Source organism: Desulfoluna sp. HI9BLuna (assembly GCF_056829775.1).
Window position 1 is genome coordinate 792,827 of sequence record NZ_CP186555.1, and the last position, 16,075, is coordinate 808,901.

Annotated in this window: 15 protein-coding genes and 1 riboswitch; of the genes, 3 read left to right on the forward strand and 12 right to left on the reverse strand. The window is 56.5% G+C overall.

What is annotated here, in order from left to right; genetic code table 11:
* The first annotated feature begins 252 nt into the window (after positions 1 to 252).
* A complete protein-coding gene (locus ACOYW0_RS02930; protein WP_482417087.1) occupies positions 253 to 2,637 on the forward strand; it encodes a PAS domain-containing sensor histidine kinase in 2,385 nt (794 codons plus the stop codon).
* Between the two features lie 184 nt (positions 2,638 to 2,821).
* Here ACOYW0_RS02930 and ACOYW0_RS02935 read toward each other — a convergent pair whose 3' ends face one another.
* From ACOYW0_RS02935 to ACOYW0_RS02970, 8 genes are all read right to left on the reverse strand, one after another.
* Positions 2,822 to 3,106: a DUF5320 domain-containing protein gene (locus ACOYW0_RS02935; protein WP_482417088.1), complete on the reverse strand. Its 285-nt coding sequence runs from the start codon at positions 3,104 to 3,106 to the stop codon at positions 2,822 to 2,824.
* A complete protein-coding gene (locus ACOYW0_RS02940; RefSeq protein WP_482418867.1) occupies positions 3,051 to 3,455 on the reverse strand; it encodes a NifB/NifX family molybdenum-iron cluster-binding protein in 405 nt (134 codons plus the stop codon). The genes ACOYW0_RS02935 and ACOYW0_RS02940 overlap by 56 nt, the downstream gene beginning before the upstream one ends.
* 256 nt (positions 3,456 to 3,711) lie before the next feature.
* Positions 3,712 to 5,049 (reverse strand): sigma-54 interaction domain-containing protein, encoded by a 1,338-nt coding sequence (locus ACOYW0_RS02945; RefSeq protein ID WP_482417089.1) that lies wholly within the window; start codon positions 5,047 to 5,049, stop codon positions 3,712 to 3,714.
* A 257-nt stretch (positions 5,050 to 5,306) separates the two neighbouring features.
* Positions 5,307 to 6,380, reverse strand: coding sequence for an FG-GAP repeat domain-containing protein (locus ACOYW0_RS02950; protein ID WP_482417090.1), 1,074 nt, complete (start codon positions 6,378 to 6,380; stop codon positions 5,307 to 5,309).
* 267 nt (positions 6,381 to 6,647) lie between these two features.
* Positions 6,648 to 6,727, reverse strand: a riboswitch (cyclic di-GMP riboswitch).
* Between the two features lie 214 nt (positions 6,728 to 6,941).
* Entirely contained in the window at positions 6,942 to 7,580 is a 639-nt protein-coding gene (locus tag ACOYW0_RS02955; protein ID WP_482417091.1) for an HAD-IB family phosphatase, read from the reverse strand.
* A 137-nt stretch (positions 7,581 to 7,717) separates the two neighbouring features.
* Entirely contained in the window at positions 7,718 to 8,155 is a 438-nt protein-coding gene (locus ACOYW0_RS02960) for a cereblon family protein (protein WP_482417092.1), read from the reverse strand.
* A gap of 151 nt (positions 8,156 to 8,306) precedes the next feature.
* Positions 8,307 to 9,080 carry a tRNA 2-thiocytidine(32) synthetase TtcA gene (gene ttcA / locus ACOYW0_RS02965; protein WP_482417093.1) on the reverse strand — a complete coding sequence of 258 codons (774 nt, stop codon included), beginning with the start codon at positions 9,078 to 9,080 and terminating at the stop codon, positions 8,307 to 8,309.
* On the reverse strand, positions 9,073 to 9,783 hold the full coding sequence (locus tag ACOYW0_RS02970; RefSeq protein ID WP_482417094.1) for a histidine phosphatase family protein: 711 nt from the start codon (positions 9,781 to 9,783) through the stop codon (positions 9,073 to 9,075). The genes ttcA and ACOYW0_RS02970 overlap by 8 nt, the downstream gene beginning before the upstream one ends.
* A 603-nt stretch (positions 9,784 to 10,386) precedes the next feature.
* Here ACOYW0_RS02970 and ACOYW0_RS02975 point away from each other — a divergent pair.
* Positions 10,387 to 10,713: a hypothetical protein gene (locus ACOYW0_RS02975; RefSeq protein WP_482417095.1), complete on the forward strand. Its 327-nt coding sequence runs from the start codon at positions 10,387 to 10,389 to the stop codon at positions 10,711 to 10,713.
* 90 nt (positions 10,714 to 10,803) lie between these two features.
* The gene (locus ACOYW0_RS02980) at positions 10,804 to 11,088 is read left to right on the forward strand and encodes an integration host factor subunit alpha (protein WP_482417096.1); all 285 of its coding nucleotides are present in this window, start codon (positions 10,804 to 10,806) and stop codon (positions 11,086 to 11,088) included.
* A gap of 191 nt (positions 11,089 to 11,279) precedes the next feature.
* Here the strand turns inward: ACOYW0_RS02980 and ACOYW0_RS02985 are convergent, their stop codons facing one another.
* The 4 genes from ACOYW0_RS02985 to lpxD all read right to left on the reverse strand — a co-directional run bounded on the left by ACOYW0_RS02985 (position 11,280) and on the right by lpxD (position 16,075).
* Positions 11,280 to 13,046, reverse strand: a complete 1,767-nt coding sequence (locus ACOYW0_RS02985; RefSeq protein WP_482417097.1) for an ABC transporter ATP-binding protein — start codon at positions 13,044 to 13,046, stop codon at positions 11,280 to 11,282.
* 161 nt (positions 13,047 to 13,207) lie between these two features.
* Positions 13,208 to 14,104 (reverse strand): LpxI family protein, encoded by an 897-nt coding sequence (locus ACOYW0_RS02990; RefSeq protein ID WP_482417098.1) that lies wholly within the window; start codon positions 14,102 to 14,104, stop codon positions 13,208 to 13,210.
* Between the two features lie 2 nt (positions 14,105 to 14,106).
* On the reverse strand, positions 14,107 to 14,883 hold the full coding sequence (gene lpxA / locus ACOYW0_RS02995; protein ID WP_180145922.1) for an acyl-ACP--UDP-N-acetylglucosamine O-acyltransferase: 777 nt from the start codon (positions 14,881 to 14,883) through the stop codon (positions 14,107 to 14,109).
* A gap of 166 nt (positions 14,884 to 15,049) precedes the next feature.
* Entirely contained in the window at positions 15,050 to 16,075 is a 1,026-nt protein-coding gene (gene lpxD, locus ACOYW0_RS03000) for a UDP-3-O-(3-hydroxymyristoyl)glucosamine N-acyltransferase (RefSeq protein ID WP_482417099.1), read from the reverse strand.

Below are 16,075 nucleotides of genomic sequence, written 5' to 3' on the forward strand. Positions count from 1 at the left end.
CTATGCAAAAAGTCTAAAATTACTTTTTCTTTACCCCTGTCTTGAAAATACTATTTCAATCAAAGGACAGTTCACATATGCTTACCGCAAGAAACTCTTGACCCACACATATGATACTTACTATTATGCTGATAAAATTCTGGCCTGAAGTAAACCGTGCCCCAGTACAGATCCTCAATAAGACAATCGTGTTAGAGCCCCTGAGTTCCAAGGTTTCAGGTCATACCGTACTTAAACTGCGTATGAGGTAATATGACGAAATGTGTGAAAGCCAACCAAGAGGGGTTAATAACGTCCGTATGTCCGCACACAGGCTTACCCACCTTCACGCGCCCAGAATGGACCAATGCCATTTTTGGTAAGGATTATTCCCTTTCCATAACTTTCATTGGCGATTGTATACTGGCTGTCAGAATTAAGGGGTTTTCAACCCGTGAAGTTGTCGCGGAGTCAACGGATTATACCAAGTCCGTAGTTATGGATGTATTCGGAGACAAAAAAGAATTTTACTACATTGGTGACTTTACGGGTATTGTAGGACTGACAAAAGATGCACGTAAATATTATGTGGGTTATTTAAAAACATTCACACACCTTAGAGCTTTTATATTATGTTCGCCATCGCCATTCATGATGCTTGCGGGCAATCTAAGCAAAAGATTCAACATCACAAAGTTCAGTGTATATGTAAAAAATGATTACCCCGCAGCTGTCAAGCATGCTGCGTGGCTAATTCGATCAGAACTTTCAGATGATAGCAACAGCACTCCAATTCAAGAGAGCAATCATTTTTTCTTCAAAAATACCTCTGCCTTCCCTGACTCATTTGGTCTTAAAAAAACGGTTCATAGAGCGTTTCCTTTATTTTGGAGATTCAAAAAACGCCCTGTTTCATTGCCCCGTTTTACCCAAAAAGAGTGGTATTACGAAACCGATGATTACTCGGCACGCTACGAGCTTATCGACAATAATATCATTCACAAAATCTCAAAGGGGTATCTATACGCTGAGAGTGTCGAGCCTGTTTATAAGCTTCAAGAACGAATTCTCGAAAGCTGTGGCTTAAACGGCCATTCCTACTACGTTGTCAATGACATCGAAGAACTAAGGGGATCATCATTAAAAGCAAGGAAAAAACATGCCAGGCTGTTTGCAGAATGGATAGAAAAATACCCCGAAATCCGCTTAGTCGTTGTGTATGGCGCAAATCGCCTCCTGCGAGCCGGCTTGAGCATTGCCATGTACAACAGCCCTTTTGCCTTTGTTTTCGCAGATAGCCCAGAAGAGGCTATGGCCATCGTTCAAAAAAACAAAGAAAAACACCCTATTGTCGGACCTGGCTTTTTCCTAAAAATGAAAAGTCGAAGAAATGCCGTCAAACACTATGCCGATGAACTCAACGGGTTTCTCGGTAATATCAACTGGGAAATTGAGGGAAGTGAAGAGTTAATTGAAATAAAAGGCGATGAGCATCCCTTTAAAACGGTCTATGACGCCATCGCTTTGATCAAGTCAGATATTGACGAACTCTTCAGGGAGCGAACCATGGCCCAGGTGGCCTTAAGGGAGAGTGAGGAGGTCGCGCGAGCCTTGCTCAACGCCACCAGCGACCTGGCCCTGCTTATCCAGTCCGACGGCACCATCATCTCCGTCAATCACGCTTTTTCCGCTTTTATGAAACAAAACCAAGCTTCGTTGAAAGGCGCCAGGATAGCTGACTTTTTCCCAGAGTCCATGGTTGACACCACCACCACCCACCTCAAAGGGGTACTCATGACAGGGGAACCGGCTCTTTTCGAGAGCCAGTTAAACGGGCTGTACTACCAGAACACCATCTACCCTGTATACAACGCCGAAAAAAAAGTGGATCGACTGGCACTGTATTCCAGAGACATCACCGGTTTGAAGCTGGCCCACGAGCAGATCCATTTGCTGACGCAAGAGCTCATCAAAGCCCAGGAAAACGAACGGAGGCGCATCGCGCGGGACCTCCACGACAATGTAGCACAGGACCTGGCGTCCCTTATCATCCGAAGCGACGCCTTGTTTGAAAACTACAAGGACATCCCCTGGGATGTGAGAAAACGCAATAAAAGATTTTCCGAGATCCTCAAGAATACCATTGCTTCCATACGGGACCTTGTCTATGACCTGCGGCCTCCTGGCCTGACGGACATCGGCCTTGTGAAAACCATCGACCAGTACTGCGTCGAGTTCAGCGGGAAAACGGGCATTGAGGTGGATCTCTACACCGCAGGCCTTGAGAGAATCAAGCTTGATACCGACACCAAGATCAACCTGTTCCGAATCATCCAGGAGGCCCTGAACAATGCCTCCAAACATGCAGAGGCCAGCATCATCAAGGTGCGTCTGCTCTGTTCCCACCCGGATATCATCCTCCGCATCGAAGACAACGGTCAGGGCTTTGACCCCGAGGTAAGGATGGTGTCTGCCCTGAAAGAAAAACGAATGGGCCTTAAAAGCATGGAGGAACGGGTCAACCTCCTCAGCGGGACCCTGACCCTCCACTCCCGTGAGGGGTCGGGCACAAGAATCCTGGTAAAATGCCCGGCAGGTCTCACCATTGAAGAGGATGAGGACCCATTCGAAGAAAGCCCCCGGGAGCTCTCCCGATAAAAAAAAGCGGGAACGACCTTTGTGAAAAGCTCGTTCCCGTCTCTTGAAATTCGCGGGTGTATGCCCTCTTTCCGGGTAAGACCGGCCTTATGGCCCGACACTGCAGAGTTCACCGTTGCATCAGGCCGTTTTTTTTTGCCGATCTCACAGCCTCCTGGCAAAACCGTCCCGGTAGATTTCGTGCTTAAGACTCGTCGGAGGGGGTCTCCTTGGGCGGTGCCGGCATGGGGTTACGACCAAAGCCAGCTCCCATGCCACCTCTGCATCGCCCTCCTCCGCCGCCACCACGACCGCCTAAGCCGCGACCACCCCGGCCACCGCCTCGGCCACCTTGCTGAATTCCCTGATTGCTACGTGCGCACGGGCCGGTTCCCCAGCCGGTTTGCGGTCCTTGCCCATTGGGTCCTGTTCCATCACCTCGAGGCATGGCGTCCTCCTTTACATTGATGTTGTCCTTTTCCGCGTCCATCCCTTCTCCGTCGCCTTCTTCCGCAACCCGGCATCCGAAAATGATCGGGTACTGTTCCGGTGTCAAGGCGCACTGCGAGAAGAGCGTCCGCATCGCCTGCGAGAAAATCGTGGGTCACAATCCCCCCTGCCTCCAGCATCATCCGGATCGGCCGGGAAACAGCCCCGCAGATCAGCTCCGAGACCCCCGCCGTTACCAGCCAGTGGATCTTTCCCGCCGGATCCTCAGGGACCCTCTCCATGGTCCGGCGTACCTCATGGTTCCCCTCCAGCTCCACGAGGAGCAGGGTGGTTCCCACATCAAACACCGGTGCTATCCGATTCTGCCATACGCAGAGAGCGATTATCATCGCAGACCTCCTTTCTTACCCGGAGAAAAATGCATAAACGATGCCAAAAGACTTTCCCGCTTTCAATACATCGATATCATGCATCATAGTTTCAAAACCATCTTCACACAGGCCTGCGGCAACTGTCGCAACCTTGCATCACCCCCTGTTGCAACCGTCGCAATGGTGCAACAGGCCATACAGGATAGGGCAAGCCATGCCGTTCGCCCGTACCGAATGGTTGCCCTTTTTCCTTGTGACCACCGGCCCCATTTTTCTATGTCCGGTGTCCTGTTTCCCCATACCTTGCCAGCTTGCGGATGAGGGTGCTCCGATGAATGCCCAAGATCTTGGCGGCCGCCGTGCGATTCCCGTCGGTACGGGACAGAGCATCGCGAATCATGCGAATCTCCGCAGCATCCCGGCCTGACACCAACCCTTCCTGTTTTTTCCCTGCCTTCTCAGGAGTCTCCATCAGGTATTCCGGCAATATTTCATTGGTGCCTGCAAGAACCACGGCCCGCTCGATGCGGTTTTCAAGTTCCCGAACGTTTCCCGGCCAGTCGTGGGCCAGGAGCCGTTCCATGACCACCGGGTGGATCCGCATCTCTTCGTGCCCGGCAAGTCGCCCGAACCGTCGGGCAAACCGGTCGGCCAGATCGGGGATATCCTCTTTGCGTTCGCGCAGAGGGGGCAGATGGATCCGAATGACATCCAGCCGCCACAACAGATCCTCTCGAAAAAGCCCCCGTTGAACCAGGGATGACAGGTCCTGATGGGTCGCGGCAAGAAACCGCGCATCGGTGCTGTCGGTCCGCCCCGTCCCCAGGGGCTCGTAGGTTCGCTCCTGCAACAGCCGCAGCAGCCTCACCTGAAAGGCCGACGAAATGTCTCCGATCTCATCCAGAAAAAGGGTTCCTCCCCCGGCCTGGGCAATGCGGCCTTGCCGCTTGCGATCCGCACCGGTGAAAGCTCCCTTTTCATGCCCGAAAAGCTCGTTTTCAATGAGGGTATCGGGGAACGCCGCACAGTTCAGGGCAACAAAGGGGGCTGAAGCCCTGGGACCCGCCCCGTGAATGGCTCGGGCCAGCACCTCTTTGCCGGTACCGGACTCCCCGGTGATAAGCACCGTACTCCTGCTGGCCGCCACCTTGGGCAGTATGGCGAAAATCTGCTGCATCTTCGGGCTGCGGCTTGTGAGGTCCCCGAATCGCCGCATGGCCTCCCGGATCCGATCCGTTCCCACGGACTCCCGAAGGTCCCGAAAGGTCTCGGCAGCCCCCAGGACCTTGCCATCGGCGTCTCTCAAAATGGCCGTGGAGAGTCGCACCGGAACCCGCTCACCATCGGCATCCACAAACCAGGCCGGGATATCCAGAAGCGATTTTCCCTTTTCCATGGTCTGTCTCAACGGACAGGCCGACTGACAGAGGCTTGCACGCAACACCTCGCAACAGGGCCGCCCCAGCGCCTCCTCACGATCCACACCGGTAATGGCTTCGGCTGCGCGGTTGAAACTGGTAATTCGCCAGGCTTCGTCCACGGTGAACACGCCGTCGGAAATACTCTCCAAAATGGCAGAGGTCATGGGATCTGTGGGGTGTGATGAATTCATGGTAACCTTATAAGGATAAAAAACAGTCCTTGGAAACTGAAACGTCGGCGCCGTGGGTAAAGGGTCGGAGGCCGTGTGCCTCCACTCCCGGCAGCAATTATGAGCATATACTCAAAATATACCCGCAATGCTCCCTTTGCAAGGGCATATGGTATGGAAAAGCCACCCTAATCCAGATATTTCATGGAAAAACGATCAACCCAATTCACTAAGGAGATGTTGCTGTGAGTTCCCTTTGGGAAAAATACCGGCGTGATTCATTCCCGGGAATCTTCTCCGTTGCCCGCCCCTTGGGCTGCCTTAGGGTCCAGGGCCTTTGCAATGGCGCCCCCCAGGGTTTTGAGCGCCAGGAGTGCATCGGACAGATCCACGTCCTCCTGATGGGCCTGGGGCACAGCGCGTCCCACCTGGAGTGGCGGTGACTCGGGCTGAAGAGAGGGGTTCTCCAAAAAGGCCAGGCGGCCCTGGCTGCTTCCCACAACAATATCCAGATCGGTGTCTCCGTCCAAATCCAGGGCGGCAGGCATGGTGGCAATCCCCACGGACAACGCCGCAAAGGGGCACCGGGATGGCTCCCTGAGCACAAAGGTCAGGGGACCGCCAGATGCCGTGGTATTTTCAATCCACCGGAGCCCCCCGCGGATCTCGCCGGACACCACGTCCAGATCGCCATCACCATCCACATCCAGAACAGCAGGACTGGAGTTGTCCCCAACATCAATGCCGAAGAAAGGATTCAGCCGCCCCATCATCTCTGCATAAACAGGCACCCCTTCCTCAACAAGCAGGTTCCGACAATAGCGAAACGTCCCGGACCGATCACCGAAGATCAGGTCCGCATCGCCGTCTCCGTCGAAATCGCCGAAGGCTGGTGTGCCCTGCCATTCGGACGAAATGCCCGCAAAGGGGTTTTCTTCCTCGGGCACCATCTGGAGGTCGGGAGCCACAGGGCTCCCCTGATTTTTCAGGAAGACCATTCTGTTCAGGTAAACCGATGACACGCGGGTGTCCATGGGACGAAAATCAAACCAGACGGCATCGGTATCTCCGTCGTTGTCGATATCGGCAAGGGCCACACAAGGGGTATCGCTTTCATAGGACATGGTGACGGCATCCAAAGGATTCGCGGAAACACCTGAGGATCCTCCCCCCATACCGGTGCAGGCCAGGGCCGTCACCCGCTTTCCATACGCCCCCACATACAGCTCGGCCCACCCGTCGCCGTTCAGGTCGGCGGCCGTTGGTGACAGGTTGCGCCCCAGATTCCGGCTGCAGGAAGGGATAACCGTGTCGCTGAAACGGTTCCAGGAGATGGATGAAGCATCCGTCACCTCGCTTCCCGCAGCATTGGGCGCGCCAGCGCAAAACACAAAGAGGCAGGCCACCATCACCCATGACGTAGTCCAACACCCCATAGCCCGGGGTGTACTGGACCCCACGGGCACCCGACGACAACACTGCGAACTCATACGCATCCCCACGAAAAAAGAGACTACCGAAGGGAAACGGGCCCAGGCCCTCACCGGCCACGCACCCCGTCCGTATAGACGAGAGCCATAAAAAAAGCCCATCCCATGGGGATGAGCCGAAATCACCCGGGGGGCAACCCGGCTGTCTTGACCCACCAAGACCCGTGGCTTTCCGTCCCCGCCTCACGACGGGTTTGGCTTGTTTCCCTTTCCTGCACATAAACTGCCGTGGCCGACGTACAAGCGTCGGATTTAACGTGCTTCACCCGGCAGTTACAACTTATACCGCCCCCCGTGGATTCATCCTTAACACACCCCCGAGGAACGGACAATTTCTATTTCTGCCACTCTATCCACTGCATGGCACGTCCGACAATGGCTGTCATTGCCGGAAGATAGCCCAAACGGCCACAGGGCAGCAACTCACTTCGTGTTCCACACCGAGGCCAGGACCTCCCGAACAGCATGAAAATCCGTCCAGGGATGGAACGGAAGGCAATGGGCCTCCATGTGCTCGGCCAGCTGTCGTCTGGCAAAGACCCGATCAGCCGTTTTGGCCATGTTGTAATCGGTAATGCCGTCGCCGATGGCCACGGACTCATCAAAGGTATAGGCAGCCATGACATCGGCCTTGGCCAGAAGCTCTGTCTCGCCGGGGAAATCGCTGACAACCTTTAAAAATGACCCGTTGACCTCAAGGTCCGGGGCATAGACAGCCGCGACCTTGTGGGCCAGGTCCCCAAGTTTTCGAAGCACCAGCCCTTTGAGCCCGCCGGAGATAACCACAAAGGGCACCTCCCGCTCGGCAAGCCAGTCGATAAGCTCCTCCAGCCCGGGCCTCATGGGAACCGTCTCGCAATGGTCCAGCATGGCCGGGTACTGCGAAGAGGGAATGGTCTCCAGGATCCTGGTGAGTCCCTCCCGAAGGGTGATGCTCCCGTCCATAACCCCGGGAAGCCAGGTTTTCACCGCCTCGGGTGCAAAGGTTTTGCATACGCTCACAAACCCGTCTTGCTCGGTGATGGTGCCGTCAAAATCGCAAAAAACAATACGCTGTGCCAAAAACTGCCTCCCTGAAAATCTCTTTTTCGCCATAACACCAAATCGACGAACCCAATCCTTCGCCCTTCAGCCCTTGGCCCTTAGCCTTTTGCCTTTAGCCTTTTAACCCTTAGCCTTTAGCCATTTGGCCTTATTTTTCACCCTCTCGCCTCTCCCCCCTCTTCCTCCCGGGTCAGGGCGGAAAGGATCAGGCCCGCAAAGGAACCGGTTTTGGACTCAAAGAGCCAACCCATGTGGGAGCCGCATCCCCGGCAACCTGCCAGTCGCCACCGATACCCCGCAAACCAGGAGAATTCGGCGGACGAGTCCGAGGAGAAGCTGCAACCCGGAGCCGAAGAAAAGCATCCGATCTCGTAATAGAGCCCGTGGGGATTGGCAAAGCCGTGGGTATGGGAGCCTCCCACCTCCATGCGGTCGTTATCCCGCGTAATGGGAAACCCGCAGGAGGCGCAGACAATGACCACCCCGCCACCGGAGTGGCCCACCGCTTCGGTGGCGAGCCCCTTCTTGCGCGCGGGCTCCCAGGCCTTTCCGGTACGCCCTCCCTTTTTCCTCGGGCAATCCCTGGTTTCCATGGGAATAAAGCAACCTGTGCCCGCAGGGCAGGACAACGCCCGGGGAAACTCCCCGGCATGTGCAGGCGGATGTGTAGGCATCATGGCCATCGGCTCCTCATCGTTGGAGATACATGGGTTAACGGTCTACTTTACTCCGGACCGTTGCTGCTTAAAAGTCAAAAAGCGAGGTGTCCGCAAGATGGGAAGGGACCACGTGCCCCATCCCGTGAAAAATTTTCTCCACACGGCCGGGATGCTGTTTCCGCCACCCGGCAAGGATCTCTTTGATCTCGCGCCTTTTTTCGTTTTCACCTGCCCCGCACAGGTCCTTTGGCGCTGTTTCATACCCGGCAAGGCGCTGGTACCGGACGATATCCGCCTCAGCCACAAAGGCCATGGGCCGAATCACGGTCAAATCCCCTTTGCGTGTGACCAGCTTCGGAGGCATGCCCTTCATCATCCCCCCATAAAAAAGGTTGAGCAGAAGGGTCTCCACCATGTCGTCCATGTGATGGCCCAGAGCAAGGTGGGAAAATCCGTTGGATGCCGCGTGGGCATAAAGGGCCCCCCTCCTGAGCCGGGCGCAGAGGGCGCACATTTTTTTGCCGTCCGGGCATTTCTCCTGAAGGGTCTTCCATATATTCTGGCGAATCACCTCAAAGGGAAGGTCCACCCCGGCCATGTGCCGGTGCAGAAACGATTCATCAAAGCCCGGAAACCCGTGGTCAAGGAAGACCACGGCCATCTCAAAATGCTCTTTGCACTGCCGTCGGTAAGAGACCATGAGATCCACCAGGGCCAGGGAGTCCTTCCCGCCGGAGAGGCAGAGCATGACGCAGTCCCCTTCCCCCACCATGTGATATTCACGAACGGCCCTGGCCACCCGCCAGGCAAGGTGGCGCCGGAGTTTATCCCGCTGCTTTGGTTTCCTGTCCTCACCCATGAACCGCCGACATCTCCTTTACCGACCGAAGGGCCTCATCCACGGCAACGGGTTCCCGCTGGTGGTTGGCAGCCATAAGCCGCTCACCGTCGCGGAACAGCACCACCCCTTCCAGGTATCCCACCTTGCCCCAGGTTTCATGGGCCAGCTGCAGGGCATACTCTTTAACGGCGAACAGGTTCCAGTCATGGGTCACGGCCACGGTCAGGCCCGAATCCCCTTCAGCAAGGCGCGCGTCCGCAAAGGAAAGCATGACGGAGGCGGCATGGTCTGCCGGCTCCATCACCTCAGTGGGAAACGCCCCGTCCATCCAGCGCCGGATAAACCCGGTGAGATCGTGTTCCAGAATCAGGCCTACGGTGCGCTCGAAATCCTTTACATAAAATGGAGAGAGGGCCTCTTCGAGGGTATTGAGGTTATCCGCCGTGCAGCCGCTTCCCCGCTGCAGGAGGTAGGCGGTTTCAATGCACCGGCCTATGTAACTGGAGCACGGGGTGACGGGCATCTCTGCCCCGAGGCCTTGCCCAAAAGCCAGGGAGGCCTGTTTGCCCTCGTCCGTCAGCCCCATAAAGGGCTCCAACCTGGGGTCGTCGCTGTAATGGCGTGCCGAATGCCGCATCAACACCACCTGGTTTGTCACCCCTTCATCCCGGAGGCGGCGCACCACCTCAACCGTCGCCCGGCCAAGCTCCTCATTACCCATATTCACTCCCATACACGTTGAAACACCATGATCGTCAACCGCTCCATACCCATGGCAACCCCTTCCCGGGATGCCCCGGGACAAATCCTTTTCCGCCGAGCATATGAATTTTAGAGCAGGAAATCAATTGCCAAGGGGCGCCTTGTCCCCGGAAGGCTTTGGGCACCCGCCCCCCGCATGATTTTCATATTGCATACCAAAAGCCTTGATGGGGGACAAACCCCTTGACAGGCAACCCTCAAACGATATAACCACACGTGGGTATGGGAAATCGTGACAGTTGCATCCCCGGAAGGGAACCGCATCGTGCATGACAGAAACCATCGTCACACGTGGGTCTCCCGGTATCGGGACTTGAAGTCGAGAAGATCTTTTACACTCAATGCTTGACAAGGATAACATATCCGTATATCTAAAAAAACTTTGTGTAAGAACATCCGTCACGGAGGCACAAAATCCTTCTTTCAAGGGGCGACGGCATACATGATGTCGTAGCCCATCCGCGTTGCAACACACCATGCTGTTGCAATCGTGGAATTAAGGGAGGCCGAGCCGTGGATGTCCGAAACAGCCACACAGACCAAGGATATCGTCAGCTGAGCTATGAATTGTATCGACGCCATTGAAGGAACGGCCAAAAAGGTGATCTCCGATTTTTATGCCATGCATGAATCCGGAGAGATGGATGACACCGAGTTTGCACGAAGCACACGGGTCCTCATCGACGGAACCGGCGAGTTCGTGGTGGACAACTGTGAAATCACGCCCAATCCCGAATTGCTGAAGACCGTTTTGTTCGAATACGCGCGGGATCTTTGGAAACGTTCCCTTAAAGCCAAGGAAGAGGACAGGAGCGCCTCCTCCGTGGACCAGGGATACGACGATTATTATTTTGACTATATTTTCAGACACGGCACCTACCCCGATTAGGGGACGTCGGGTCTAAAACTCACCATATGTATTATCAATGCCCGCAAGTGGGGGCATTCAAAGCAGCAAAAATTTCAGGAGTATGTTGGTATGACACTTACAAAAAACGACATTGTGATGCGCGTAAGCGAGATGGGATTTTCAAAGCAGCGTTCCGTAGATATCATTGAGAGACTGCTGGCCATCATGAAAGACACCCTGGCCGTAGGCGAGGATGTCCTCATCTCCCGTTTCGGCAAGTTCTGCATCAAAACCAAGGGTGAGCGAAAGGGCCGCAACCCCGCCACCGGAGCCGAAATGATCTTACGGGATCGCAAGGTAGTGACCTTCAAGTGTTCCGGTAAACTCCGCGACAAAATCAACGGTGACGACTAACCTCAACCGCTGATCCCCAGATGCAAAAAAGGCGACCCTGAAAAGGGTCGCCTTTTTTAGTTTGCGCTGATTTTATAAAGACGGGTTTAACAAACACAGATCATAAAAAGCCGTGTGAGCACTCGTGGATTTCAAGGAGCCCCCGGCTTACCGCCGGAGGCTCCCTTCTGGGCTGAGTAGATACGAGCGGTTCAGCTCTTTTCTCCGGCACGTCGCCTTGCAAACTGCATGGTATGGAGCCTGGCATACTCCCCGTCCCTTGCAAGCAACTCGTCGTGCTTGCCCTCTTCCACAATCTCCCCTTTGGAAACCACCACAATGCGGTCGGCGTGCTGGATGGTGGAGAGCCGGTGGGCAATAACAAAGGTGGTTCGTCCCTTCATGAGGTTCTCAAGGGCATCCTGCACCACCTTCTCCGCTTCTGTATCCAGGGCACTGGTGGCCTCGTCCAGCAGCAGGATGGGGGCATCCTTGAGCAGGGCCCGCGCAATGCAGAGGCGCTGCTTCTCTCCTCCTGAGAGACGGCTCCCAAGCTCACCGATGCGGGTATCAAAACCGTCGGGCAGGCTCATGATGAACCGATAGGCATAGGCCGCCTTGGATGCCGCCACGATGTCCTCCCAGGTGGCATCGCTGTTTCCGTAGGCGATGTTGTCCCGGATGGACTCGTTAAAAAGAATGGCGTCCTGGGTCACCATGGCAATGCGGCTGCGCAGGGAAGCCAGGGTCACGTTGCGGATATCGACGTCGTCAATGGCGATACGCCCTGACGTCACGTCGTAGAAGCGCGGAATAAGATTGATAAAGGTGGATTTTCCACCCCCGCTCATCCCCACCAGGGCAATGACCTCTCCGGGGTCGGCGCTGAGGTTGATGCCCTTAAGCACCGGATCTTCCCCATAGGAAAAGGTAACATCCTCAAAAGCCACCCGGTGGGAACTCGGTGAAAGCTCCACAGCCCCCGGACGATCCGTGATCTCCGGCTCCATCTCGATGATCTCAAACACCCTGTCCAGGGCGGCCAGCCCCTCCTGAACGGTGTTGTTGAGCTTGCTGAGTTTTTTCAAGGGTTCATAAAGCAGCATGACAGCCGTCAAAAAGGAGAGAAAGGTCCCGGTGGTGGAGGTGCCTTTGATCACACCGTGGCCGCCGTACCAGACCACCGCCGCGATCCCCAGGCCACCGCAGACATCCGTCACGGGCGAGGAGAGGGCCTTGGCCTTCACCTTTTTCATTTCAAAACGGAACAGGTCCCAGGATTTTTTGTAAAACCGCTGTTTCTCGTACTCTTCCCGTCCGAAGGCCTTGATAATCTTGGCCCCTGCAAAGGTCTCATGGAGAAAAGTGTTGAGTTCCCCCACCGACTGCTGGGTGCCGGTGCTCACCTTGCGGACCCGCCTGCCCAGCTTCACGATGGGATAAAAAGCCACCGGCACAACCACCAGCGCCACCAGGGCCAGCTTCCAGTCCCGGTAGATGATCACCCCGGTAAGGCCAATGATGGTGAACACATGCTCAATGGCGGCTGTCACCGAGGTGGAGACCATGGCCTGGATAAGGGTGACGTCGTTGGTGATGCGGCTCATGAGGACCCCGGTCCGCTCCTTCTGGAAAAAGGAGAGGGACAGGTCCTGGATGGTGCCGTAGAGTTCGTTCCGCAGGGTGGTGATGATGGTCTGCCCCACGTTGTTCATGAAGTACTCTTTGGCAAGGACAGCCACCCCGCGCACCAGGGAGACCCCCAGGACAACGAAGGTCACCACCTTGAGCATCACACCATTCTGGGCGATAAAGATATCATCCAGGATATTCTTGATCAGAAAGGCCAGGGCCGCCGTAGAGCCCGAGATCAAGGCCATGCAGACCATGGAGATCCCCAGCTTTGCCCAGCTGTTGCGGATAAGCCTCAGAATTTTGCGATGCCGTTCACCGGCGGTCAATTCCTGAAATAGTTTCATAGTGATAATGTATCTTACCTTAGGCCCGCCCCTTTCGGGCGAGCAGCACACCGCACGTCAACGAAACGGCATGGATGGATCAACAGAGAGGCTCACCCCGCCGGGAGTCACGGGGTGATCAATGACAGGGCTGCTTGGATGAGAAAAACCTTGGCGGTGCCTTACTTCCCACCGAGGACGGGACAGGACGACGGAGAGCCGTCCACCACCACAATGGTCATGTTGTTCTTGTCGGCATAGGCCACCATGGCGTCGCGGTCAAAAACAACGGCATGGCCCGCTTCCAGCACCAGCCCGGTGACCCCGGCCTCTTTCATGGTCTGAAGGGTATTCAGGCCCACGGCCGGTACGTCGAACCGCATGTCCTGGGTGGGCTTGCTTACCTTGACCAGAACCGCGTCGCCGGTTCCCAGGCTACCCCCCCGGCGAATGGTGGCGTCGGTGCCGTCGATGGCCTCCACGGCCAGCACCGAGCCGCCGCCCATGACGATGCACTGCCCCACATCGAGGCGTCCGATCTCCTTGGCGATATGCCAGCCCGTGCACATGTCCTTGGCCTGGGCATCGGTGGGGCGTTTCCGGGTCCAGAGTCCGGCGTCGGCCAGGATCTCCGGTACCAGAAAGGTGGACGAACGCACGGCCAGCCCCTCTTTTTCCAGGAGCCGGGCAAAGGCGCTCAGCAGGGTGTCATCGTTGGTATGGCGCATACGGGCGAGGAAGGCCAGGGCCTTGGTGTCCGGTCGGATATCCCGAAAGACGTTGGTCTTGGTGACGCCGCCCACAAGGACCACTTCCTCCACCCCATGGGCCCTGAAAAAGCGGATCAATTTTTTTACCTGACCGATGTGGATCCACTCGGTCTCCTCGCAGAGCCCCTCCACATCGGTCAGTGCTTCGTTTTTAATCGCTGCGGCGTAAACCCGGTAGCCCTTCTCTTTTGCTGCGCGCGAAAACAGCAGGGGAAACTGGCCGTTACCCGCAATGATCCCCACCTTCATGGCGTGATTCCTTTCCGGTGCCCGGTCAGCCGTGCCGGTGCCGTGTCTGCCGGGTGTCATCGTTAGCGGGTGATCCCTCGGCTGGAGTTCTGGATAAAATCGACGAAAGCCACGACCTCGGGAATCTGGTTCACCTCGGCCCGGACCCGCTCGATGCCCTCGTTAAGGGTCAGCCCGATGCGGAACAGGAGACGGTAGGTACGCTTCAGTTCGGTGATGGTGGCCTCGGAAAAATCGCTTCGGCGCATGCCCACCTTGTTGAGCCCGTGGAGGGTGGCGCGGTCCCCGGCGGAAATCACATAGGGGGGAATGTCTTTCACCACCACGGACTTGCCGCCGATATAAGCGTAATCCCCCACGCGGACAAACTGGTGGATGGCGGTGAACCCGCCGATGTTGGAAAAGTCCCCGAGCTCGCAGTGGCCTGCCAGGGTGGAGTTGTTGGCAAGGATCACCCGGCGCCCGGTCTTGCAGTCATGGGCCACGTGGCAATAGGCCATGAGAAAGTTCTCGGCCCCCACCTCGGTGATGCCGCCGCCCACGCCGGTGCCTCGGTTGATGGTAACAAATTCGCGGATCACGGTGCCCCGCCCCACCTTGAGGTGGGTGACCTCGCCTTTGAACTTCAGGTCCTGGGGAGCCGCTCCCACGGAGGCGTATTGGAAAATCCGGCAGTCCGGGCCAATGCTGGTGTGCTCGTCGATGACCACATGGGAGGCGATCTCGGTTCCGGCTCCAATGGAGGTGTTGCCCCTGACGATGGTGTAGGGACCGATGACGACATCGTCGTCAATCTCTGCCGTTGGGTCAATGATGGCTGTCGGGTGTATGTTTGTCATGGCACGTCCTTATATATTGTGCACACCAAATCGGTGCAAATGCTCTCACAGTTCGTTTGATCGGTTCTAATATCACGGTACAAGGCACCGAAGATCCCCACCAGTGTATACCTTACGCGGGAACCTCGCAACGGGAAGCAACAGCCGGCCCCGTTTCCCTGGGCCTTTACTCGCCGGATTCAAGGCGGGAGACCCGCTTTTCGAGGCGGGAAACCGTGCGCTTGAGCTCGGGCAGTTTGGGCATGAGGCTGATGAGCCTCAACCACAGCTTGTGGGGCATGGCCGGTGTCCCGGAGACCACTTCGCCCTCGCCCAGGGACTTGACCACCCCGGCGTCGGGACCGACGATGGTGTTGTCGCCGATATGAATATGGCCGGAGATCCCCGCCTTGCCGGCCAGGATCACATGGTTGCCCACCGTGGTGCTGCCGGCGATGCCCACCTGGGCCACCAGAAGGGTGTCTTCCCCCACCTCCACATTGTGGGCCACATGGACCAGGTTATCGGTTTTTACCCCGCGCTTGATCCAGGTCCGCCCGGAGGTGGCCCGGTCAATGGCGTTCAGCGCCCCGATCTCCACGTCGTCGTCGATCTGGACAATACCAGTGTGGGGGATTTTCCGGTAGCTTGTCCCTTCCGGGGCAAACCCGTACCCGTCGCTGCCGATGACGCTTCCGGAGTGAACCATCACCCGATTTCCCAGGATGCAGTCGTGGCCGATGGTGACGTTTGATTTCAGGGTGACACCGTCGCCGAGGCGGGCCCCCTCTTCCACGACCACCCCTGGAAAAATGCGGCACCCCGCACCCAGGGTGACGTTGTCGCAGATCACCGCGCCGGGCCCGATCTCAACGGGTCCACCGAAGGTGACCTGCTCACCGATAAACGCCCGGGGGCTCACCTTGTGTGTTACATCCCCTTTGGGAGAGAAAAACTCCATGACCTTAATGAAGGCCACCCGGGGGTTGTCCACCACAATGAGTGCCTTGTCGCTGTCGTCCCGGGCTTCGGGCACGAGCACCGTGCCGGCACCGGTCTCCGAGAGCCGTTTCAGGTAGCTTGCATCCCCTGCAAAGACAACCTGGTCTTCTTTTGCGTCTTCAAAAGGCGCCGGAGCCGTGACAACCCGGGAGCCGTCACCAATGATGGTCCCTCCCAGCATGTCGGCGATTTCTTGAACGGTCCGCTTCAT

Excerpts from the sequence above, each read along its gene's own strand:
- ACOYW0_RS02985 (WP_482417097.1), bottom strand. The coding sequence starts at position 13,046 with ATGAAACTATTTCAGGAATTGACCGCCGGTGAACGGCATCGCAAAATT.
- ACOYW0_RS02970 (WP_482417094.1), bottom strand. The coding sequence starts at position 9,783 with ATGGGTAATGAGGAGCTTGGCCGGGCGACGGTTGAGGTGGTGCGCCGC.
- ACOYW0_RS02960 (WP_482417092.1), bottom strand. The coding sequence starts at position 8,155 with ATGGAAACCAGGGATTGCCCGAGGAAAAAGGGAGGGCGTACCGGAAAG.
- lpxD (WP_482417099.1), bottom strand. The coding sequence starts at position 16,075 with ATGAAGCGGACCGTTCAAGAAATCGCCGACATGCTGGGAGGGACCATC.
- ttcA (WP_482417093.1), bottom strand. The coding sequence starts at position 9,080 with ATGGGTGAGGACAGGAAACCAAAGCAGCGGGATAAACTCCGGCGCCAC.
- lpxA (WP_180145922.1), bottom strand. The coding sequence starts at position 14,883 with ATGACAAACATACACCCGACAGCCATCATTGACCCAACGGCAGAGATT.
- ACOYW0_RS02975 (WP_482417095.1), top strand. The coding sequence starts at position 10,387 with ATGAATTGTATCGACGCCATTGAAGGAACGGCCAAAAAGGTGATCTCC.
- ACOYW0_RS02940 (WP_482418867.1), bottom strand. The coding sequence starts at position 3,455 with ATGATAATCGCTCTCTGCGTATGGCAGAATCGGATAGCACCGGTGTTT.
- ACOYW0_RS02935 (WP_482417088.1), bottom strand. The coding sequence starts at position 3,106 with ATGGACGCGGAAAAGGACAACATCAATGTAAAGGAGGACGCCATGCCT.
- ACOYW0_RS02930 (WP_482417087.1), top strand. The coding sequence starts at position 253 with ATGACGAAATGTGTGAAAGCCAACCAAGAGGGGTTAATAACGTCCGTA.
- ACOYW0_RS02945 (WP_482417089.1), bottom strand. The coding sequence starts at position 5,049 with ATGAATTCATCACACCCCACAGATCCCATGACCTCTGCCATTTTGGAG.
- ACOYW0_RS02980 (WP_482417096.1), top strand. The coding sequence starts at position 10,804 with ATGACACTTACAAAAAACGACATTGTGATGCGCGTAAGCGAGATGGGA.
- ACOYW0_RS02990 (WP_482417098.1), bottom strand. The coding sequence starts at position 14,104 with ATGACACCCGGCAGACACGGCACCGGCACGGCTGACCGGGCACCGGAA.